This is a genomic window from Christensenella sp. MSJ-20, from assembly GCF_044357945.1.
Classification (GTDB): Bacteria; Bacillota; Clostridia; order Christensenellales; family QAND01; genus QAND01.
Window position 1 is genome coordinate 1,692,352 of sequence record NZ_CP076563.1, and the last position, 20,491, is coordinate 1,712,842.

A 20,491-nucleotide genomic window follows, 5' to 3' on the forward strand; every position below is an offset into this window, starting at 1 on the left:
TGATGGTCAGGATATTTGGAACGGACGGCGTGCGGGGCATCGCCAACAGCGAACTGAGCTGTGACTTGGCCTTTAAGCTGGGCCGTGCGGGAGCCATGGTATTGGCCAAGAACAACAGTCGGCCTAAGATCCTCATCGGCCGGGATACCCGCATCAGCGGGGATATGCTGGAATCCGCCCTGGTGGCGGGCCTATGCTCCATGGGCGCCGATGTGGTTTGCGCTGGGGTGATCCCTACCCCCGGGGTGTCCTATCTGGTTCAGAAACTTCAGATGGACGCTGGCGTGGTGATCTCCGCTTCCCATAATCCGGTTCAGTATAACGGGATCAAGTTTTTTGACGCCAGCGGCATGAAGCTTCCCGACGAGCTGGAGGATGAGATTCAGCTGGCCATGGACGCTCAGGTGGAGCACATCCCCACCGGCGCCGATGTGGGCACCTGTACACGGGACGCCGGCCTCATCGATGTATACCGGGAGTTCCTTGCCGCCAATGCCGGACGGAGCCTTTCCGGCATGACCATCGCGCTGGATTGCGCCAACGGAGCCAGCAGCCCCATCGCAAAGGATCTGTTTGAGGGCCTGGGGGCCACCGTTCATGTGATCCACAATACTCCCAACGGAACCAATATCAACGACCATTGCGGTTCCACTCACCCGGAACACCTGGTGCAGCTGGTAAAGGATACGGGGGCTGACATCGGCCTATCCTTTGACGGAGACGCGGACCGCCTCATCGCCTGTGATGAAACCGGCAACCTTATGGACGGGGATGTGGTCATGGGCATTTTGGCCATCGACTTAAAGCAAAAGGGGAAGCTGCCCAAGGACACCCTTACCGCTACGGTGATGTCCAACCTGGGACTGACCATCGCCATGGAGAAAAACGGGATCCGGGTGGTTAAGACCGGGGTAGGGGATCGCTATGTCATGGAGGAAATGCTGCGGTCCGGGTATACCATCGGAGGGGAACAGTCCGGCCATGTGATCATGCTGCATCTGTCCAATACCGGGGATGGCATGCAGACCGGCCTTGCCCTCATTGGCGCCATCCTGGATTCCGGCAAGAAGGCGTCGGAATTGGCTGCCCAGATCGAGATCCTTCCCCAGGTGCTGGTAAACGCCCATGTGGGCCCTACCCAGAAGAACAAATACATGGAGGATCCCGAGATCGCCGCCCTCATCGCCGAGATTGAGGAGGAATACAAGGACAACGGACGGCTGTTGGTTCGGACCAGTGGCACCGAGCATTTGATCCGGGTGATGATCGAGGGCCATGACCAGCAGGCTATGGAGCGCCACGCCCACGCCCTGGCCGACCTCATGGAAACCAGGCTGACAGAGTGATGGTGGCGGAATGACTGCGTTTGTCTGCCCAGAATGCGGGTATACCGCATTGGAATACCGCCCCCCGGAATGTCCCGTTTGCCGAACCCCCATGGATCGTTTCCTCTCGGTGGAGGAGGGCGATCCCGCCTGGCCCCATGGGCATATGGTGGGGATGGCAGAGGACTGCGATGCAGGCGTCCACCAGGAGCTGGTGGACAGCTTGGAGGCCGTCCAGGCGGGGGTCAGCGTTTGCTTGGCCATGGCGCGCCAGGCGGACCGGGAAGGATATCCCGAAATCGCCCAGGCCTATGGCCGTATCGCACGGGAAAAGGCAGCGCATGCCGCGCGTCTTAGGGAGCTTTTGGGCCATGGGTTGACCTTCCGTACCGGGGAAAACCTTCGAACACAGGTGGAAGCGGAAGCAAAGGCTTCGTCACACAACCAGGAGCTTGCGGCCCGCGCAAAAAAGATGGGCTATGACGCCATCCACGACGTTGTCCATGAGATGGCAAAGGACCAGGCGCGACACGGATGTATGCTCCAGGGACTGCGCAAACGATATTTTAAATAAAATCGCGGAACAACAAGAAAGTTTTAACGCCTACTTCAAAAGGCATATGGATCCCCCCGTGTGCCTTTTGAAATAAAGGGGCTATCTTCCGGATCGCTTGGAATGCGAGGGGTACAGGGAATATGAACATAAGAATTGCTACAAGGGACGATTTAAAAACCATCGTGCGGCTTCGTATGGAAATGCTGGAAGAATTGGCTGAGGATCTTCCGGAGGGGCTGGCTGCAGCGATTCGGTATTATTTGGATCTGCATCTACGGGATGGAACCTGTATGTGCGCGGTAATGGAAAACAAAACGGAAGTTGTTGCCAAAGCCATGCTTTGCGTGTACGAAGTAATGCCGGATGAGGGCAACCCGAGTGGAAAATGCGCAAGCCTGTTTTCCGTCTATACCCTTCCAGAGTATCGGGGACACGGCTACATGGGAACCCTGTTGGCCTATCTTTTGGACAAAGCGAAAGATGCGGGAGTTGGAGTTGTTCTGGCGTCGGCAGAAGAAAGGGCAATCCCCTTATACGAAAGAATGGGATTTGCGCGGGAGAACAACAATATGTGTATTTGCTTGTAGTTCTATATGGATGGTATCAAATACGCTGTTTGAGAAGCAAAAGCCGCTTTTGCGGCTTTTTTATTTATTGTTCTTTGCGGTATCCGATATACTGGTTTCGGCCATTGTACATGGTGCGGTACCCTAGACTGAGGGAGAAGAAGGTGGTCAGGCACACCGAGGTACAATTGGCGATGATCACCGCGATCTGGTACATGATGGCGGTGGTGGGCAGGGTGCCGGAGAGGATCTGCCCCGTCATCATGCCGGGAAGAAAGATAATGCCAAGGCCCAGCATGGAGTTGATGGTGGGCAAAAGGGCGGTTTCCAGGGCTGTGCTGAGAAAGGGATGCAGGATTTCCCGGGGCGGCACCCCTAGATTCAATAGGGCTTCGATCTGTTTTCGGCCGCCGTCCACCCCTTCGGTAAAGGTTTTTAAGGCCAGACTGACGCCCGTCATGGAGTTGCCGATGATCATCCCCGCCAGGGGAATGGTGAACTGAGCGTCAAAGAAGCTTTTTCCTACCACAGCACAGACGAAATAGGCCAGCACCGTAAGGCCGGAGAGGCTCAGAGCGCCTGCCACATAGAGCTTAAACCGACGGTTGAGATCCCGGTGCTTGGCCAAGGCCCGATGAATGGAAAAGGCCACCATGGAGGCGAGAAAGAGAATCACAAAGACGGGATGGGGATTCCCGAGAATGTATTGGAGGATGAATCCCACCAGAACCATTTGCACCGTCATTCGGACGCTCGCTATGATCAAAAGCCTGGTTTTATCCACCTTGGCGCGCCGCATGATGAATAAAACAACGAGAAGCAATAGATAGATCAAGGAGAAGGAAACCACGCTGAGCTTGGCTGCGCCGTTCATATCAAATCGTCTTCCTTTCGATGGGGACGGTGTTCTGGGAATAGCGTTCCACCAGCTGGGGATTGTGGCTGATGGCGAGAAATTGGATTCCCTCTTTGCGGCAGAAGCCGATGAGGTTGGAGATCACAAGCTCGCCTGTGCGCTCATCCAAGGCGGAGGTGGGCTCGTCCAACATCAGGACCCGGGGCAAAAAGGAGAGAAAAATGGCCAGGTACACCCGCTGGCGTTCCCCGCCCGACATGGTGGTTACACTGCTGTTTAAGGGAAAGTCCAGATCCATCAGGTTGAGTAGTTCCAAAAAGCGGTGCTTTTCCGGCAAGGGCTGCTCCCGGTATCCGTAGTATTGCAGAAGATTTTCCCAGATGGTGCCGTCAAAGAGGTAGGGCTCCTGGGAAACGAGGCTGACCTCTCGGCGCAGGGCCAGGGTATCCATGGAGGCCACATCCCTACCGTTGTAAAGAACCCGTCCAGCGGAGGGGGACAGGGTGGCGTTAAAGAGGCGCAAGAGGGTGCTTTTACCCACGCCGCTGGGCCCCACCAAAAAGGTGGCCCGGTCCCGAGGCAGAACCAAGTCGGGATAGGAGAGGAAATCCTGGAACCGCAGGCCCTGGGTTTGAAAAAGTGGGGTGTCCGCCGTCTCCATCAATACCGCTCCTTCCGGCGCTGCTGGCGCAGTTTATGGCGTCGCTGGCCATCCAGCCATTCCAGCTGTTCCGTCTCGCTCTCAAGGATGAGGCGGGGCACCCGAGTGGGCTTGCCCTTTTTATCCAGGGCTACCATGACGAGATAAGCCCGGTTTACCATGTTCCGCTGGCCGCTTAAATCCTCCACGAAGGTATCCACCCGGACCTCCATAGAGGTGTTGCCCACATAGGTTACCTGGCCCACCAGAATTACGGTGCTGTTCACATAGGCGGGGGCTTCAAACATCAGGTTATCGATGGTGGCGGTGGTGACCTCAGCGTTGCTGTGGCGGCGGGCTACCACGGCTGCCACCACGTCGATCCACTGGACCAGTTGCCCACCAAAGAGCCGCCCCATTCCGTTGATGTGCTGGGGCATGAGGATTTGGATCTGTTCGGTCCGGGAATCCGATACCCGCTTGGCGGGCCGTTCCTCCCGGGCTGTGGGCTGCTGGTTCATGGCCGTCCCTCCTTTTTGTCGGGGATACATTCCACTTCCATGGTGTCGTAGCGGAAATCCCCAATGAAATCCCTGGGGGTAAAGATGGCCCGGCGGAACTTGTCCAGCTCCCGCTGATGCTTGGGCAGCACCACAGGCCGCTCCACGTCAAATTCATGGCAGGCAAGGGTCAGGGTCTCCCCCAGGATCTCCTCCGGCAAGCTGGTATAGAGGCCGTCGGATACCAATTTCTGTTTCTTTTTTAACATATACCAGACTTTCAGAGGCTTATGCGGTTGCATCGGAATCATTCCACCCGTATAATCAGATTAATATTGCTATTATAGTTTACCCCGGTTTTCATTGCAATGGAGGTGGCGACTTGGATCGTTCTTTTGTCTGCGAACAGATTTATCAGAACCCGCAAGGGGTATTTCGTCTGGCCGACGTCACCACGGACCAGCAAGCCCTTGTGAAAGCCTACAAGGAGAGCGCCGACCTCATCTATTTGGATCCTCCCTTCTATACCAATCAGCGGTATGCGGTAAAGCAGCGGGTAGGCACTGCAGGGTATCTGGGCAACCGGGATTACGTTCTTTCCGTGGAGAACGATTTCGACACCTTTTCCAGCGCAGAGGCCTATATGGACTATCTGCGCACCCTTTTGACCACCGCCCACGCCATCCTGAAGAAAAACGGCAGCATCTACATCCATGTGGATTTTCGGGCGGCATATATGGTCCGGGGGATTGCCGACGAGATCTTCGGTGAAAGGAACCTTTTAAACGAGATCGTCTGGCATTATAAAAGCGGCGGCCGGGCCAAAAAGTTTTATTCCCGCAAACACGATACCATCTTCTTCTATAAAAAGCGGCACCAGCCCTATTTTGATCCGGATGCCGTGGGCATGCGGCGGGGAGAGGAACGGCGCAACAACATGAAAAAAGGGGTGGATGAGGACGGCCGGGTCTACTATTCCATCCGGTCCGCGGGGAAGGAATACCGCTATTATGCCGATTCCGTCATCTATCCCGACGACGTGTGGTCCGATATCTCCCATCTCCAACAGAAGGATCCGGAGCGAACGGGGTACCCCACCCAGAAGCCTCTGGCCCTTTTGCGGCGGATCATCCGGGCTTCCTGTCCGGAAAACGGTCTGGTGGCGGATCTCTGCGCCGGCAGCGGCACCACCGCCGTGGCCGCCGCTATGGAGGGCCGCCGGTATTGTGTGGTGGATAAAAGCCCCGTCTCCCTCTCCCATACCCGGAGCCGGCTGATGAGCGGCGGGTTTGGGTTCCATATCCAGGGGGAAACGGAGTGGGGAGATCCCGCTCAGCTTAGCTATCAACTGGGCCAGAGCGGGGAGGAACTGGTTCTCTCCCTAAGCCATTATGCAATTTCAGGGTATGAGAACCCTTTCCGCTTGGCGGATTACGGAACAACGGCGCAGCTATCCCTGGAAAGCTGCGGCATGGTGCCCCAGGGCCCGTCGGACATCTCCCTTGTAAGCTTTGCAGGGCTGGGTCGCCTTGTGGATGGAACGCTGTCCCTTCAAAGCAGCATGGTCCGGAGCGCCAAATACCCCATGTTCCAGGAACTGCTGCGGCTGGGTCCAGGTCCGGGGCAGCCCTGTCTTGTGATCGGGGACGTATTTGGCAACCAAAGGGCGTATCTGGTCTAGAAGGCGGGAAAAACATCGGCGGACTCCGAAAAATGGCCTTCGGGCCTTGCACCTTTTCATGGAATCCGCTATTCTTTAGAGAATGTGAATTGTGATTATATAGAGGGGAATTGTCATGAGCGAGAGAAAGACAAGAAAGGCCTCCCCCAAGGAGCTTTTGTCCCTGTTTTTGACCACCTTTAAGATTGGCGCGGTCACCTTTGGGGGCGGGTATGTCATCATTCCCATGCTACAGCGGGAATTTATTGAAAAACACAACTATATCGAGGAAAAGGACATCCTGGATATTGTGGCGGTATCCCAGGCCCTGCCGGGGGTACTGTCCATCAACGCCTGCATCATGGTGGGTTACCGGGCCGGCGGCGTCATCGGCGCCATCTGTACCACCCTGGGGGTGGTTTTGCCCTCCATCATCACCCTGTCCATCGTAACGGGTTTCTACCTGGAGTTTGCCGCCAACCCCTATATCGCTGCGGCCCTTAAGGGAATCCGGGCGGGGGTGGTAGCCCTGATGGTATCGGCTGTCATCAATCTGGGCCGTCCGGTACTGAAGAATTGGATGACTTGGGCCATCTTCCTGGCGGCCTTTGTGCTGGTATTCCAGTTTTCGGTTCATGCCATCCTGATCGTGGTGGGAAGCGGCGTCCTGGGCCTGTTCTTGAAGATGGTAGTGCTGAGAAAAAAGGAGGAGAACAAAGATGTCCCTGTTGATTGAGATGATGTTCACCTTCATGAAGATCGGCGCATTTTCCTTTGGCGGGGGATATGCCATGATCCCCCTGTTTCAGAAGGAACTGGTGGGCCATGGTTGGATGTTGATTTCCGAGGTGGCCGATGTGGTGGCCATTTCCGAGATGACCCCTGGCCCCTTTGCGGTCAACGCCGCTACCTTTGCAGGGACCAAGATGATGGGGCTGCCGGGCGCGCTGTTCGCTACCTTTGGGGTGGTTCTGCCCAGCGTGGTGATTACTCTCATCGTGGCGCGGTATTTCTTTGGATTTCAGAATAAGCAGTCGGTGCAGTCGGTGCTGTGGGGCATCCGTCCCGCCGTCACCGGGATGATCATGGCAGCGGCTATGACCATCGCCTCCGCTTCGTTCTTTGGCATTCAGCATGGGGCCAACTTTGGAGCCATCGTAGGCGCCCTGTCCAAAGTCGATTGGGTGAGCCTGGCAATTGCCGCCGTGGCCTTTGTGGCCATGTATAAATTTAAGGTTTCGCCGGTGCTGATGGTATTTGCCTGCGCCGGGGTAGGCGTCCTTCTGTACGCGCTGTTTCCGGGAATCATGTGATTTTCAAAAATCCTCCAAATTTCCACATTGGATTGTCCAGGGATTGATGCTATAATAAGTTGATAAAATTTGCACAAAGTGGATGGAGGACGAAAGATGGCTGAAAAATATGTTTCAGAAGCGGTCATCGGCCGGCTACCGAGATATTATAGGAAACTCTGCGAACTGGAGGAACGGGGCATCGAGCGGATCTCGTCCCTGGAGCTTTCCCGGGAGATGGGCCTAAACGCCTCCCAAATTCGTCGGGACTTCAACTGTTTTGGCGGATTCGGCCAGCAGGGCTACGGATATCAGGTAAAAAAGCTGAAGAACGAGCTGTGGCAGATTCTGGGATTGGACCGGACCTACCATGCTGTAATCGTAGGCGCCGGCAACATTGGACGGGCTCTTTTGAACTACCGGGGCTTTTCCGACCAGGGCTTTTACATCGAGGCGATTTTTGACATCAATCCCGACCTCATCGGCAAAGTGGTGGATGGCATCACCATTTTGAGCGTATTTGAGTTTGATGAGTACGTAAAAAAGCATAATATCAATATGGGGATCATCTGTACTCCAGCGCACAATGCCCAGGACGTATGCGATATGTTTGCCAGGCTGGGAATTGGCGCGGTATGGAATTTTGCACCCTGTGAATTGACCGGTCCCAAATTTATGGAGATCGAAAACGTTAATCTTTCCGATAGCCTTTATATCCTGGCTTATCGGATGAACGAGAATAAGCATGAAGCATAGCGACCCTATTCTGCAGGAAGAAAGAGGATCAGGATGTTTGAAAAACGTAAAAGCCTGAAGGATACCGGTACTCCCGCCCCCCATGAGGAAGTGAATCCGGTGGAGGAGTCCATGGAGGAGCTGGAGGCCGCCGAGGTATCGGCCCTGGAGGAGGTTTCCCAGGAGCTGAGCCGGGGGGAGACGTCCCAGGAGAATGCTCCGGCCGATCAGCCCCAGGAAGCGCCCGGGGAGGGGAGCCAGGAGGAGGAAACGTCGCAGGAGCAGGAACCGCCGGCGGAAGCAGGGGAAACGGAAGCGGTTTCCGACTATCCGGCATATGACGATACCCCCGAAGATCCCTATGAGGAGCGCCGCTCCGACGATGAGGCGTCCGAAGGGGAAAAGAAGCGAGTAAGCCGCAAAAAGCTGCTGGTCATCGGGCTGTGTGTTGCCGCGGTTCTCTGCATCGGCGGAGGGGTGGCCTATGCCTATTTTGCCGGCTGGTTCCAGAAGGAGCCTACGGTGGTCATGGTGGACAACGGTCTGGTGGCCGCTGGTGTCAGCGTGGAAACCATCCAGCTGGGTGGGGATACTCCTGAAAAAGCTTTGGAAAAGCTGAACCCGTTGGTGGAGGAGTCCCATCAGAGCACCGTGCTGCCGGTGGTCATCTCCGACCGCACGGAAGAGGTGCCCATCAGCAAGCTGGGAATCACCTCCTCGGCGGAGACCGCTCTTAAAACGGCCATGAGCGTAGGCCGCACCGGCGGGGTGGAGGATCGGAAAAATCAAATTCAGACCGCCCGCCAGAGCGGCGTAAAGTGCGATTTAAAATACGAGTACGATGAGGCCAGCATCCGGGCAGCTGTCAAGGAGTACTGTGCCAGCATCTCCCCCGAACCCACAAAGGAAGAGGTCACCTTTGATCCTTCCCTTCCCGAGCGGTTTATCTTCAGCGAGCGGAAGGATGGCTTTATCCCCGAAACCGACAAGTTCGTCAACATGGTGTTGGAGCGGGTCAGAAATTGGGACTTCTCCGAGATCGTGATGCCTGGCGAGGCGGTGGAGCCGGACGGCACGCCTTCGGACGTTATCGCCAATACCGTGTTGGTCAGCAAGCAGAGCACCTCTTTTGCCGGCAGCTCCTATGGGCGGGCCTATAACATCAAGCTAGGCCTCCAGAAGATCAACGGCAAGATCGTCCAGCCGGGTGAAACCTTCTCGGTGGAGGATGCTTTGGGCAACACCACCGATGGCCGGATCTGGAAATCGGCGGGAGCCATTGAAAACGGCGTGCCCACCGATGCCATCGGCGGCGGCATCTGCCAGGTGTCTACCACCCTCTTTAACGCGGTGGTCCGCTCGGATCTGCAAATCGACGAGTGGTGGTTCCATAGCATTGTATCCAGCTACACCCCCATCGGAACCGATGCGGCGCTGAACTACGGCACGGCGGATTTCCGGTTCACCAACAACACCGAATGGCCCGTCTACATCGTGGCCTATACCAGTGGCAGCAACGCCGTGTGCGAGATCTGGGGGCGCCCCATTCCCGACGGCGGTTCGATAGACATCCTAGGCGTACGGACGGGAACCATCCCCCAGCCCGCCAACATCGAGGTGACCAATCCCAAGGAGGTCTCGGGAGGACGCATGGGCTACCGGGCTACCACATATAAAATCTATAAGGATGCCAACGGCAGGGAGATCAAGCGGGTGGCCATCAAGAGCGGCACCTATCCCGCTCGGGCAGCCCGGGTGCTGAAAAAGGAAGAGCCCACCCCCACGCCAGTACAGCCGCCTGTCTCCACGCCTACCCCGGCGGCAACGCCTACCCCTACCCCCACGCCGGCGCCCACTCCGGTACCCAGCGCGGACCCCAGCGGGGAGGAAGGCGGCGCTTAATCCCGGCATCCTGGGAGGAAGCAGGCGATGAAGCATAACAAAACAGCGGTTTTCTGGACGGCAGCCATCATGGCCGCCGTCCTTTTTGCTCTTTTGGCCATGCCCTGGATACAGCAAACGCACGGAGGCGCCCTGGTGGAGCGGATAGACCATGGGTGGGTGGTAGATGGGGTGACGGTGGAGGGCCGGAGCCTGGGCGGCCTAACCTATGAGGAAGCCAGGAAGACCCTGTCCGCCTGGATTGCCTCCCAGAGCGGAGAGGAGCTGGTGCTAACCTATTGCGGGCGGGAGGAGCGGATCTCCCTCGCCGCCATTGGCGTTTCCTGGGACGTGGACCGAGCGGTTTATGAGGCCATGACGCTGGGCCGAGAAGGGGGGATCCTTTCCCGAATGGAGCCCAGCTATACCGCGATACCCCTGCGGCTCAGCTATGGCACGGAGCAGCTTCATAACGCCATTGCCAAAACCGTCGCCGCTTTGAATTTGGGCCCCATCGAGCCCCGGGCGGTGCCGGATCCCGACGACAGCACAAAGCTGGTATTTCAGGAAGGGGCGCCTGGCGTTATTCCCGACGAAGAAGCCCTGTGCGCTGCCATTGAGCGGGCTGTCCAGCAACGGGATTTCACGCCCATTGCGGTTCCGGGAGAGGAACGGCAGCCCCTTTGGAGCCTGGAGGAGATCAAGGCCAATACCCAGCGGCGAGCTGTTTTTTCCACCTTCTACCGATGCGAAAGCCAGTCAGACTGGGCGCGGCACTACAACATCAATCTGATGTGCGAGTACACCAACGGCGCTGTGATCGGTCCCGGGGAGGTGTTCTCCCTTAACGACGCGGTGGGACCTCGAACCGATCCTAGGATATGGGCCAGCGCACCGGGACTCATGGGAGGAACGGCGGTGGACCAGCTGGGCGGCGGCATCTGCCAATACTCCACTACGCTCTTTAACTGCGCGGTGCTGGCGGACCTTGTCATAGAGGAGCGAAGCCCCCACTCCATCCCGCCGGCATATGTGGAAAAGGGCAGGGACAGCATGATCAACAGCGGGGGACCGGATTTGAAGCTGCGAAACCCCACGGACTATCCCATGGTGATCCTAGCCCGAACCCAGGACGATGGCCAGGGTCAAAAACGGGTGACGGTGGAACTGTACGGTCCGCCCATGGGCCACACCGTCTCCATCGAAAGCCGGGTGGTAAGGGAACTGCCCCATACCACCGTCCCCGAGGAGGTGGAGGACCCCGGCCAGGTGGCGCCCGCCCGCAAAGGATACGAGACGGAGCTGTTTGCCGTTTACCGGGATGCAACGGGAGTGGTGATCAAAAGACAGCTCATTGCAAAGAGCACCTATTATCCCGCTCCCCAGCGGATTCTGCGCAGCCCGGCCTCTACCCCAACCCCCAGCCAAGGATTGGCGCCGGAAAACCAATTCCAATAATTGACGTGTCCTCCCTTGGAATGATATATTTAACAGTATATTGGGAGGGATGCCAGCATGGAATCCATCAAAAAGGACGTTATGGAGCTGTTAAAGGAGAATTCCCGCACCAGTGCGGCGGATATGGCGGTGATGCTCAACGCCGAGGAGCAGGCGGTGCTGGAGGCCATCCGCGCACTGGAGGATGAGAAGCTCATTCTGAAATATACCGCCATTCTCAACGAGGAAAAGCTGGCGGATTCCCATGCCGTTACCGCCCTCATCGAGGTGCGGGTAAGCCCCATGCGGGAGATGGGCTTTGACGCCATCGCCCGGCGCATCTACCGGTTTGAGGAGGTGGAGTCAGTCTTTCTCATGAGCGGCGCCTATGATCTCATGGTGCTGATCAAGGGGGACAGCATGCGGCAGATCGCCTTTTTTGTGGCCCAGAAACTGGCTACCATCGACGGCGTGCTCAGCACCGCAACCCATTTCGTGCTGAAAAAATATAAGGAGCTGGGCGTGGTCTTTGAGACCGCCGAAGAGGAAGCCCGGCTGCCGGTGACGCCATGAGGATAGAGGACCGGGTTGCGGCCCATGTGGCCCAGGTGCCGCCCAGCGGCATCCGCAAGTTTTTTGATATCGTCAGCGAGATGAAGGACGCCATCTCCCTTTCGGTGGGGGAGCCGGACTTTGTTACCCCCTGGAACATCCGGGAAAACGCCATCTACGCCCTGGAACGGGGACGCACCCATTATACCAGCAACAGCGGCCTTCTGGAGCTGCGGGAACTGATTTGCCAGTACTATCACCAGCGGTTTGGAGTATCCTACCAGCCCGGCCAGGTGCTGGTGACGGTGGGGGCCAGCGAGGCCATTGATCTCGCCGTCCGGGCGCTGGTGGAGCCGGGAGACGAGGTGCTGATCCCCGCGCCATCCTATGTATCCTATGAGCCTACCGTGGCACTGGCCCATGGGGTGCCGGTGCCCATTCCCACCTCCGCGGCGGATTCCTTTAAGCTGGATCCCCAGGTGGTTCGGAGCCTCATTACCCCCAAGACCAAGGCCATGGTGCTGCCCTATCCCAACAACCCCACCGGAGCGGTTATGGGCAGGGAGGATCTTCTGGCGCTGGCACGGGTATTGGAGGACACCGATGTGGTGGTGATCTCCGATGAGATTTACGCCGAGCTTACCTATGGAGCGGATCATGTGAGCATTGCCTCCATCCCCTCCATGTTTGATCGTACCATCGTTATCAATGGGTTTTCAAAGGCTTTCGCCATGACGGGCTGGCGTTTGGGCTATGCCATCGCCCATCCCGCCCTTTTAGGCGCCATGCTGAAGATCCACCAGTTTACCATGCTCTGCGCCAACATTATGAGTCAATACGCCGGGGTGGAAGCCCTGCGCCATGGCCTGGACAGCGGCTTTGCCAGCGTGGACGCCATGCGCCGGGAGTACGACCGCCGCCGGAACTATATCGTTGCGGGCCTCAACCGCATGGGCCTTACCTGTTTTGAGCCCAGGGGTGCTTTCTATGCCTTTCCCAGCATTCAATCCACCGGCATGAAGTCCGAGGAGTTCTGCGAAAAGCTTTTGTATGCAAAACAGGTCGCGGTGGTGCCCGGCACCGCCTTTGGCTCCTTCGGCGAGGGGTTTGTCCGCATCTCCTATGCCGCCAGCCTGGAAAATATCAAGACGGCCCTAGGCCGGACTGAGGAGTTTATAGAAGGACGGTAAATCAGTGAACAGGGAAATCAAGCTCATCGTCACCGACCTGGATGGGACCTTCGTGCCCAGCCTAGGTGAACTGATCCCCGAAAACCTGGCGGCCCTCCGTGCCGCAAAGGAGGCGGGGATTCGTGTTTGTGCCTGTACCGGGCGGCACTGGAACTTTGCCCGGTGTGTGCTGGAGGCAGGGGAATTCGATCCCCTCTGCATCACCAGCAATGGAGCGGCCATTGTGGAAACCCGTACCGGGCGGTATGAAAAGCTATCCCCCATCGACCCCCAAAGGCTGGATGAGGTTCTGGAATTTCTTTTGGAAGAGGCCCCTCAAAGGGCCTCCGGGCCCCGTACCTTTGACCGGAACGGATATGGCGGCCGGGGAGGTGCGGAGTATGTCCGTACCTGCAATAAGGACTATTTTTCCACCTATAATCCCAACCAAGGGGAATTCATGGTGGAGGTTCGCAGCTATCCCTGGCGGACGGATTATCCCATCGTTACCCGGAGCTACCGGGACTATGCCCACTGGGCGGATTCCACCCGCCAAGATACCGAGCGGATCCTCTACGACATCGGACGAAACGGAATGGAGGACTGTCAGGCTTTAAAGGAGCGGCTGGCGACTCTGCTGCCGTTGGAGGTTACCTCGGCCTACGGCACCGTCATGGAGATCATGGCCCCCGATGCAACCAAGGGCAACGCCCTAACCTGGCTGTCCCGGCACTACGAGGTGCCTCGGGAACAGATTCTTGCCATCGGGGATAATATCAATGACATCCCCATGATCCGCTGGGCGGGCGTGGGGGTTGCTGTGTCCGACGGACATCCCGCTCTTTTGGAGCAGGCGGATCTCATCGCGCCTTCCTGCCGGGAGGGCGCGGTGGCGAAGATCATAGCCGATTGCGCAGCGGGGAGGCTTTCACTATGAGTCAAAACCGAAAGCTCATCGCCGTAGATCTGGACAATACCGTCTTTACCCCCAATACCTATGAGACCTTCCATAATCTTTCCGCCCTCTATCTTGCCAAGGAGGCGGGCATTCATGTCTGTGCCTGTACCGGCCGGCCCTGGTACAACGCACGCCATTTTTTTGCCCTGTTCCCCTTTGACGAGCTCTGCGTTACCAGCAATGGAGCGGCCATTGTGGAGACCTATACCGGCCGCCAGCGGGAGGTTCACTGCCTGGATCCGCAAAACCTACCCCAGCTTTTGGAGTATCTTTCCACCCTTAAGGAACTCAGCAATCCGGTTCGGGTGTCCACCAACGAGCACTTCGCCGTGTGGAATCCACAGCTTCAGGAGCGGATGGTGGAGGAACGGGGGGACTGGCTCTTTGGGCAGTACCCCGGCAGAACCATCTACTACCGAGAGAGGAAGGACTGGATCGAGGCGGTTCGAGAGGAGGCCCAGCGCATCCTGTTGGCGTTTTCCGATATCACCCAGGAGGATCTGGGGGAGATTTCCCAAAGGCTGTGCGCTATCATGCCGGTGGAGGCCACCATCTCCTTCCATACCATGGTGGAGGTCATGGCGCCCGGCTGTACCAAGGGAAGAGCCCTCAGCCGCCTGGCGGAGATGCTGGGGGTAGAGCAAAAGAACGTCATGGCCATAGGGGATAACATCAACGATGTCAGCATGGTGGAGTGGGCTGGGACAGGCGTATGCGTCCGCGAGGGACAGGAGGCGCTCAAGCGGGTTGCCGATCTCATTGTGCCGGAGATGCGCTTGGGCGGCCTGAAGGCTACCATAGAATACTTTATCGAGGTTTGATATGAGCGAGATTAAACTGATCGTCACCGACCTGGACGGATCCTTTCTCAAAGCCAAGAATACCGTATGTGAGGAGAACATCGCCGCGGTCCGGGCCGCCCAGGAAAAGGGCATCCGGGTGTGCGGCGCCACCTCCCGCTGCTGGGGCACCTGTAAGCGAGTGGCGGAGCAGGCGGGCTTCCGAGACCTGTTTGTGGTGAACAACGGCGCCAGCATCCTCTCCGTGTCCACCATGGAGCGGGTGTTTGTGGCGGATCTGGATCCCGAGATCATCGAGCCAGTGCTGCGGCTGCTATTGCGGTACGTTACCAATCTTAAGACACAGGGCTATATCGAGACCGTCTCCACCTGGGATTTGGTCAACGACTGGAACCGGGAGGTCTGCCTGGACGATGGCACCATCTTTGACCCTCTGGCCAGCCAGAACGGCTTCTTGCTGGATACCATCGAAGAGGTGATCCAGAAGAGCAAGGAGTGCCATGCCCAGATCATCGCCGGCAATATGGACCCTGCCCGCAATAACGAGATGTACTATGATCTCTGCGGCATCGGGGATTTCGAACTCACCTCCGCCGGGGTAAAGGGCATTGAGATTACGCCTCGGGGGATCAACAAGGGCTCTGCGGTGCGCTTCTTGGCGGATTACTACGGCGTCCCCCGGGAGAGCGTCCTTTGCGTGGGGGATAACCGGAACGATATTCCCATGGTATCCTGGGCTGGAGTAGGGGTCTGCGTGGAAAATGGAGCCGACGCCCTAAAGGACGTGGCGGACTACATCACCGCCCCCTGCTATGAGGCGGGCTTTGCCCGGGCGGTGGAACGCTTCGCCCTGTAACGCTGCTGTAAATGGATTGATATAAAATAATTGGATGCGAGGGTGGATATGAAACGGGATATCAAACTTATCGTGACGGATCTGGACGGCACCTTTTTGGATGACGAGAAGAACATCCCCCAGATCAACATTGACGCGGTTCGGGCCTGCAAGGAAGCGGGGATTCATATTTGTCCCGCCAGCGCCCGCAACTGGCCCTCCCTGGAGGACATCGCCCAAGAGGCGGGGATGACGGAGTATTGCCTCATCTGCAACGGAGTGGCTATCCTGGACGCCGCCACCCAAGAGGTCCAGTATCGGAACCGGGTGGCTCCCCAGGCGGTGGAGCCCCTGGCGCGGATCGCCATGAAGTACGGCAGCAGGGTTCAGGTGATGGGAACCCACCGGATGATCGCCATGTCCTCCATGGTGCAGCACGGCCCCCATATGCATGGGGGAAAGGTGGTGCGCATGCGGGGCAGGCGGATGCTGCACCAGGTGGATACCTTTGAGGAATTTATCGAGGCGGCCAAGGACGACTGCAACGTGCTGTTCGTGTGGCTGGATCACAAGGACCATCTGCCCATGTATACCGAAATGTGCGAGGTGGGGGACTTTGAGCTGTCCGCCGCCGACGAGGACCATGTCTACGTCATGGCACGGGATGCCACCAAGGGAAAGGCCTGCGAGATTTTGGCCGGCCTTTACGGCATTCGGCCCGACCAGGTCATGGCTTTTGGAGATGGAAAGAACGATATCCCCATGCTGCGCTGGGCGGGAATCGGCGTGGCCATGGAAAACGCCATGGAGCAAACCAAGGACGCCGCCGACTACGTCACCTGTACCAACAATGAGGGCGGCGTGGGCAAGGCCATCTTCCGGCTGATCTTCGGCGAGGAGCGGTAGGCGCAATCATTGCGGGCTTTTTTGCCCGGGAGGATAGATTTATGAACGAGATTAAACTGATCGTAACGGACATCGACGGCACCCTGATGGATTTCCATGACAACATCCCCCAGATCAACATCGACGCCATCCGGGCCTGTAAGGAGCTGGGGGTTAAGGTCTGCGCCTGCACCGCCCGGAACTGGACCACCGCCAAAGCCATCCTGGAGCGGGCGGGCCTCACCGATTACTGCATGCTTTGCAACGGTTCGGTAATCCTGGACATCAAAAACCAGGCCATCCAATACCGAAACCGCATCGCGCCTCAATACGTGGAGCCTCTGCTGCGCGCGGCCCTTCGCCATAGCGACGGCGTTACCGTAAACGGCACAGAGAAGAGCGTTATGTGGGAGGGCGCTATGGGCCATATGAAGCGAGCCAACTGGGATCCGGACGATCCCAAGGGACGGCCCTTCCGGGAATCCACCATCCATACCGCCTCCTTTGAGGAATTCGTGGAGAAAAGCAGGGACATCTGCAACATCATCAACGTCTGGATTGGTCATGACCAACATCTGCCTTTGTATGCCGACATCAGCGAGATCGGCCCCTTTGAGCTATCCGCTGCCGATGAGGACCATGTATACATCATGGCAAAGGATGCTACCAAGGGCCTAGCGGTGGAGATACTGGCCGGGCTCTACGGGGTAAAGGCCGAGAACGTCATGGCCTTTGGGGATAGCAAAAATGACGCCAGCATGCTGCGCTGGGCGGGGCTGGGGGTCGCCATGGGCAACGCCAACCAGCTGGCCAAGGACAGCGCGGATATCGTTGCCGCTCGGGTGGAGGAGGGCGGCGTAGGCCGGGAGATCTTCCGATTGGTGGTGAACCGGAGGAGATGAGGGACATTAGGCTCATCGTCACCGATCTGGACGGCACCTTTCTAAACGGATACCGCAGCTTCCATCCCGATAACGCCAAGGCCATCCGGGCGGCCCAGGAGGCGGGGATCATGGTTTGCGCCTGCACCGGCCGGTGCTATGAGATGGCCAAAAGCCCCATCGTGATGGCGGGGTTTGACCGTCTGGCCATCCTCAGCAATGGAGCTGCTATCAAGGACTTTCGCACGGGCTATAACCTGATGGAAAAGCTGATCCCCCCGGGGAAGGCCCAGGAGACCATGGGGCTTATGGATGAGTTTCGCGGCACCGCTCGGATCTATCTGGACCATACCTATGTGACCTACAACAAATACCAGAGCGGGCGCGGCAGGGACGATAGCATGGACCGCAACCGCAGAGCTCCCCGGCGGCTGAGGGAAAACATCTCCTGTACCGACCGCTTGGAGGATTTGATGGAACTGGCGGAGCAGGGGATCCAGCAGATCAACGTCACCATCCCGGATCGGGAGCGATCCCGGCTTTTTGAGGAACAGGTACGGAAAATCGGGGGCCTTGAAACCACCGCCAGCAATCCCACCGATGTGGAGATCATGCTGGAAGGGGTCAGCAAGGGAAACGCACTCATCGAGCTGGCTCGCATCCTGGGGGTGGAGCGGGAGAACGTTATGGCTCTGGGGGACAATTATAACGATGTGCCCATGCTGCGCTGGGCCGGGATTGGCGTAGCGGTAAGCAACGCCGTGGACGCCGCCAAGGAGGCGGCAGACCGGATCACCGGCAACGGCAGGGAAAACGGGATGGGGCAGGCGGTGTTCGGCATTGCCCTGGGAAGGGGAACCATTGGATACAGTATGCGTCGTGAAATGCGGCGAGTATGAGCAAAGCGCCGTCCAGGCCGCTGTGGACCGTTCCATAGCGGCCATCGGCGGTTTTGGGGACGTTATCGGCCCGGGTAAAACCGTGGCCCTAAAGGTCAACCTTTTGAAGAAAAACCGGCCGGAGGACTGCGTTACCACCCACCCCCTTGTGGTGGCGGCGGTGGCCCGGAGGGTTCGGGAGCTGGGAGCCCGGGCGGTCATCGGCGACAGCCCGGGCGGGCCCTTCCATAAGGGGGCTCTTAAGGAAATCTACCGGATTTCCGGCATGGAGGAGGCGGCCCGGCTGTCGGGAGCGGAGCTGAATTTTGACGTGTCCACGGTGGAGGTGGGCAACCCTCAAGGCGTCCTGGCCAAGCAACTGACGCAGACCGCTTTTACCCACAACGCTGACGTGGTCATCGACCTGCCTAAGCTGAAAACCCATGGCATGACCCGGTATACCGGCGCGGTGAAGAACCTTTTTGGCACCATCCCGGGAACGGTCAAGGTGGAGTACCACTACCGGATGCCGGAGCTGGAGCGATTTTCCGCCATGCTGGTGGATGTCTGCCAGCATGTGAATCCCGCCTTTACCATCATGGACGCCGTGTGGGGCATGGAAGGGGATGGGCCCAGCGCCGGGGATCCGCGGCATATCGGGGCTATCCTGGCCAGCCGCAGTCCCTATGCTCTGGACTTTGCCGCAGCAGGGTTGATCCTGTCTGACCCCACGGCCATCTGTACCATCCGGCGGGCCATGGAGCGGGGGATCGGCCCCCAGCGCCTTGGCGACATCAATCTGGTGGGAGACCAGTACGAATCCTTCCGAATTTCCGATTATAAGGTCCCCGAGAGCCGTGGAACCGACCTGCTGCGCCGCCGTGCGCCGGGGTTTGTGGGGAGGGCGGCCAACCGGCTGCTGACCCCCCGGCCTAAGCTGATCCCCAACCGGTGCGTCGGCTGCGGCGTCTGCTTCCGCAGCTGTCCGCCCAAGGCCATCACCATGGAGGATCATCGCCCTAGATTTGATTTCACAGCCTGCATCCGGTGCTTCTGCTGTCATGAGCTGTGCCCCGAAAAGGCCATCGAAATCAAACGCAGCCCTCTGATAAGGATGTTAAAATAGCATGTTTCAAATCGTATTGTATGAGCCCGAGATTCCCCAGAACACCGGCAACATCGCCCGTACCTGTGCCGTAACGGGCTGTGGCCTGCACCTCATTGAGCCCCTGGGCTTTTCCATCGACGCCCGCCAGGTCCGCCGGGCGGGGCTGGACTATTGGGATAAGGTGCTGGTGGACACCTACCCGGATTTCCAGGCGTTTCTTTCCCAAAACCCCGGCGCCAACCTTTATTTTCTCAGCACCAAGGGCGGGACCTATTATCATCAAGTCCGGTTTCGCCCGGGCGATTATCTGGTGTTCGGCCGGGAGACGGCGGGGCTGCCCCAAGAGATCATGGATCGTTACCGTGATAGGCTGATCCGTCTGCCCATGCTGCCGGGGCTGCGATCCCTCAATCTGGCCAATACCGTGTGCGCCACCGTGTACGAGGCCCTGCGCCAGAACGGGTTTGCCGGAATGCTGTAAGGAGAATCGCAAAGGAGGAATGCATTCCTCTGTTCCCAGGATTTGAGCTGCTGGATGCCATGGAGCGGCCGGGGCCTTTTCCCTTGCGGAGGGGTTCCATGTGCGGTTTTGCTCCTTGAAGGGAGGATTGAACTCAGCTTGAATCCCAGAGTGGACGGGTATTTCTGCGCCCGTTGGGCTGTGGATGAAGCCTGCGATACCCCATCGGGGATATCCGCGGGAATCCACATGGCCTTGGGGTTTGTAGCGGATTGGTTGGGAGAAAGGCAGGCTTTTGCGATTGCCAAGCGAATGAACTGTGTCTGGAGTTGGATCCGTATGAGGATCCGTTTTCCCCGTTAAAACGGGAAAAATGAAAGTAGAAGAAGGGAAAATAAGCTTGAAAAAAGACCCGGCAGGGTCTTTTTTTGTATAAGCAGGCGAGTATTTAACATAGATTTAATATTGATTTAACTGAAATCACCTCAAAATGGAATATAAATTTAGTAGTTGCGTA

Annotated in this window: 24 protein-coding genes; 20 read left to right on the top strand and 4 right to left on the bottom strand. The window is 57.8% G+C overall.

Annotation, left to right across the window (positions count from 1 at the left end; translation table 11 throughout):
• Positions 1–2 precede the first annotated feature (2 nt).
• The 3 genes from glmM (at position 3) to KP626_RS08660 (ending at position 2,468) form a co-directional block, all read left to right on the top strand.
• Positions 3–1,346 (top strand): phosphoglucosamine mutase, encoded by a 1,344-nt coding sequence (gene glmM, locus KP626_RS08650; protein ID WP_395976767.1) that lies wholly within the window; start codon positions 3–5, stop codon positions 1,344–1,346.
• A 10-nt stretch (positions 1,347–1,356) separates the two neighbouring features.
• Entirely contained in the window at positions 1,357–1,899 is a 543-nt protein-coding gene (locus tag KP626_RS08655; RefSeq protein WP_395976769.1) for an NADH peroxidase, read from the top strand.
• 122 nt (positions 1,900–2,021) lie between these two features.
• Positions 2,022–2,468 (top strand): GNAT family N-acetyltransferase, encoded by a 447-nt coding sequence (locus KP626_RS08660; protein WP_395976771.1) that lies wholly within the window; start codon positions 2,022–2,024, stop codon positions 2,466–2,468.
• Between the two features lie 64 nt (positions 2,469–2,532).
• Here the strand turns inward: KP626_RS08660 and KP626_RS08665 are convergent, their stop codons facing one another.
• The 4 genes from KP626_RS08665 to KP626_RS08680 are packed head-to-tail and all read right to left on the bottom strand — an operon-like array spanning position 2,533 to position 4,712.
• Positions 2,533–3,321 carry an ABC transporter permease gene (locus KP626_RS08665; RefSeq protein WP_395976774.1) on the bottom strand — a complete coding sequence of 263 codons (789 nt, stop codon included), beginning with the start codon at positions 3,319–3,321 and terminating at the stop codon, positions 2,533–2,535.
• A gap of 1 nt (position 3,322) precedes the next feature.
• Positions 3,323–3,964 carry an ATP-binding cassette domain-containing protein gene (locus KP626_RS08670; protein ID WP_395976777.1) on the bottom strand — a complete coding sequence of 214 codons (642 nt, stop codon included), beginning with the start codon at positions 3,962–3,964 and terminating at the stop codon, positions 3,323–3,325.
• Positions 3,964–4,464 (bottom strand): acyl-CoA thioesterase, encoded by a 501-nt coding sequence (locus KP626_RS08675; protein WP_395976779.1) that lies wholly within the window; start codon positions 4,462–4,464, stop codon positions 3,964–3,966. The genes KP626_RS08670 and KP626_RS08675 overlap by 1 nt, the downstream gene beginning before the upstream one ends.
• Positions 4,461–4,712: a hypothetical protein gene (locus tag KP626_RS08680; protein WP_395976781.1), complete on the bottom strand. Its 252-nt coding sequence runs from the start codon at positions 4,710–4,712 to the stop codon at positions 4,461–4,463. Before KP626_RS08680 ends, KP626_RS08675 begins: the two co-directional genes overlap by 4 nt.
• Before the next feature lie 113 nt (positions 4,713–4,825).
• On the opposite strand from KP626_RS08680, the gene KP626_RS08685 reads away from it, so the two are divergent.
• The 17 genes from KP626_RS08685 (at position 4,826) to KP626_RS08765 (ending at position 20,337) form a co-directional block, all read left to right on the top strand.
• The gene (locus tag KP626_RS08685; protein ID WP_395976783.1) at positions 4,826–6,124 is read left to right on the top strand and encodes a DNA-methyltransferase; all 1,299 of its coding nucleotides are present in this window, start codon (positions 4,826–4,828) and stop codon (positions 6,122–6,124) included.
• A 115-nt stretch (positions 6,125–6,239) separates the two neighbouring features.
• Entirely contained in the window at positions 6,240–6,839 is a 600-nt protein-coding gene (locus KP626_RS08690) for a chromate transporter (protein ID WP_395976785.1), read from the top strand.
• The gene (locus KP626_RS08695; RefSeq protein WP_395976787.1) at positions 6,823–7,416 is read left to right on the top strand and encodes a chromate transporter; all 594 of its coding nucleotides are present in this window, start codon (positions 6,823–6,825) and stop codon (positions 7,414–7,416) included. Before KP626_RS08690 ends, KP626_RS08695 begins: the two co-directional genes overlap by 17 nt.
• A 96-nt stretch (positions 7,417–7,512) precedes the next feature.
• Positions 7,513–8,151 carry a redox-sensing transcriptional repressor Rex gene (locus tag KP626_RS08700; protein ID WP_395976789.1) on the top strand — a complete coding sequence of 213 codons (639 nt, stop codon included), beginning with the start codon at positions 7,513–7,515 and terminating at the stop codon, positions 8,149–8,151.
• A 33-nt stretch (positions 8,152–8,184) separates the two neighbouring features.
• On the top strand, positions 8,185–10,032 hold the full coding sequence (locus KP626_RS08705; RefSeq protein ID WP_395976791.1) for a VanW family protein: 1,848 nt from the start codon (positions 8,185–8,187) through the stop codon (positions 10,030–10,032).
• Between the two features lie 27 nt (positions 10,033–10,059).
• On the top strand, positions 10,060–11,469 hold the full coding sequence (locus KP626_RS08710; RefSeq protein WP_395976793.1) for a VanW family protein: 1,410 nt from the start codon (positions 10,060–10,062) through the stop codon (positions 11,467–11,469).
• Between the two features lie 57 nt (positions 11,470–11,526).
• Positions 11,527–12,021 (top strand): Lrp/AsnC family transcriptional regulator, encoded by a 495-nt coding sequence (locus KP626_RS08715; RefSeq protein WP_395976795.1) that lies wholly within the window; start codon positions 11,527–11,529, stop codon positions 12,019–12,021.
• Complete coding sequence (locus KP626_RS08720) at positions 12,018–13,190, top strand: aminotransferase class I/II-fold pyridoxal phosphate-dependent enzyme (protein WP_395976797.1); 1,173 nt, start codon at positions 12,018–12,020, stop codon at positions 13,188–13,190. The genes KP626_RS08715 and KP626_RS08720 overlap by 4 nt, the downstream gene beginning before the upstream one ends.
• 4 nt (positions 13,191–13,194) lie before the next feature.
• The gene (locus KP626_RS08725; protein ID WP_395976799.1) at positions 13,195–14,106 is read left to right on the top strand and encodes an HAD family hydrolase; all 912 of its coding nucleotides are present in this window, start codon (positions 13,195–13,197) and stop codon (positions 14,104–14,106) included.
• Positions 14,103–14,948 (top strand): HAD-IIB family hydrolase, encoded by an 846-nt coding sequence (locus KP626_RS08730; protein WP_395976801.1) that lies wholly within the window; start codon positions 14,103–14,105, stop codon positions 14,946–14,948. Before KP626_RS08725 ends, KP626_RS08730 begins: the two co-directional genes overlap by 4 nt.
• A gap of 1 nt (position 14,949) precedes the next feature.
• Positions 14,950–15,783 carry an HAD family hydrolase gene (locus KP626_RS08735; RefSeq protein ID WP_395976803.1) on the top strand — a complete coding sequence of 278 codons (834 nt, stop codon included), beginning with the start codon at positions 14,950–14,952 and terminating at the stop codon, positions 15,781–15,783.
• 48 nt (positions 15,784–15,831) lie between these two features.
• Positions 15,832–16,668, top strand: coding sequence for a Cof-type HAD-IIB family hydrolase (locus KP626_RS08740; RefSeq protein WP_395976805.1), 837 nt, complete (start codon positions 15,832–15,834; stop codon positions 16,666–16,668).
• 41 nt (positions 16,669–16,709) lie between these two features.
• On the top strand, positions 16,710–17,549 hold the full coding sequence (locus tag KP626_RS08745) for a Cof-type HAD-IIB family hydrolase (RefSeq protein WP_395976807.1): 840 nt from the start codon (positions 16,710–16,712) through the stop codon (positions 17,547–17,549).
• Positions 17,546–18,427: a Cof-type HAD-IIB family hydrolase gene (locus KP626_RS08750; protein ID WP_395976809.1), complete on the top strand. Its 882-nt coding sequence runs from the start codon at positions 17,546–17,548 to the stop codon at positions 18,425–18,427. The genes KP626_RS08745 and KP626_RS08750 overlap by 4 nt, the downstream gene beginning before the upstream one ends.
• A complete protein-coding gene (locus KP626_RS08755; RefSeq protein ID WP_395976811.1) occupies positions 18,390–19,532 on the top strand; it encodes a DUF362 domain-containing protein in 1,143 nt (380 codons plus the stop codon). The genes KP626_RS08750 and KP626_RS08755 overlap by 38 nt, the downstream gene beginning before the upstream one ends.
• Position 19,533: 1 nt before the next feature.
• Positions 19,534–19,995 (top strand): tRNA (uridine(34)/cytosine(34)/5-carboxymethylaminomethyluridine(34)-2'-O)-methyltransferase TrmL, encoded by a 462-nt coding sequence (gene trmL, locus KP626_RS08760; RefSeq protein WP_395976813.1) that lies wholly within the window; start codon positions 19,534–19,536, stop codon positions 19,993–19,995.
• Between the two features lie 138 nt (positions 19,996–20,133).
• A complete protein-coding gene (locus KP626_RS08765; RefSeq protein ID WP_395976815.1) occupies positions 20,134–20,337 on the top strand; it encodes a hypothetical protein in 204 nt (67 codons plus the stop codon).
• Positions 20,338–20,491: the final 154 nt, after the last annotated feature.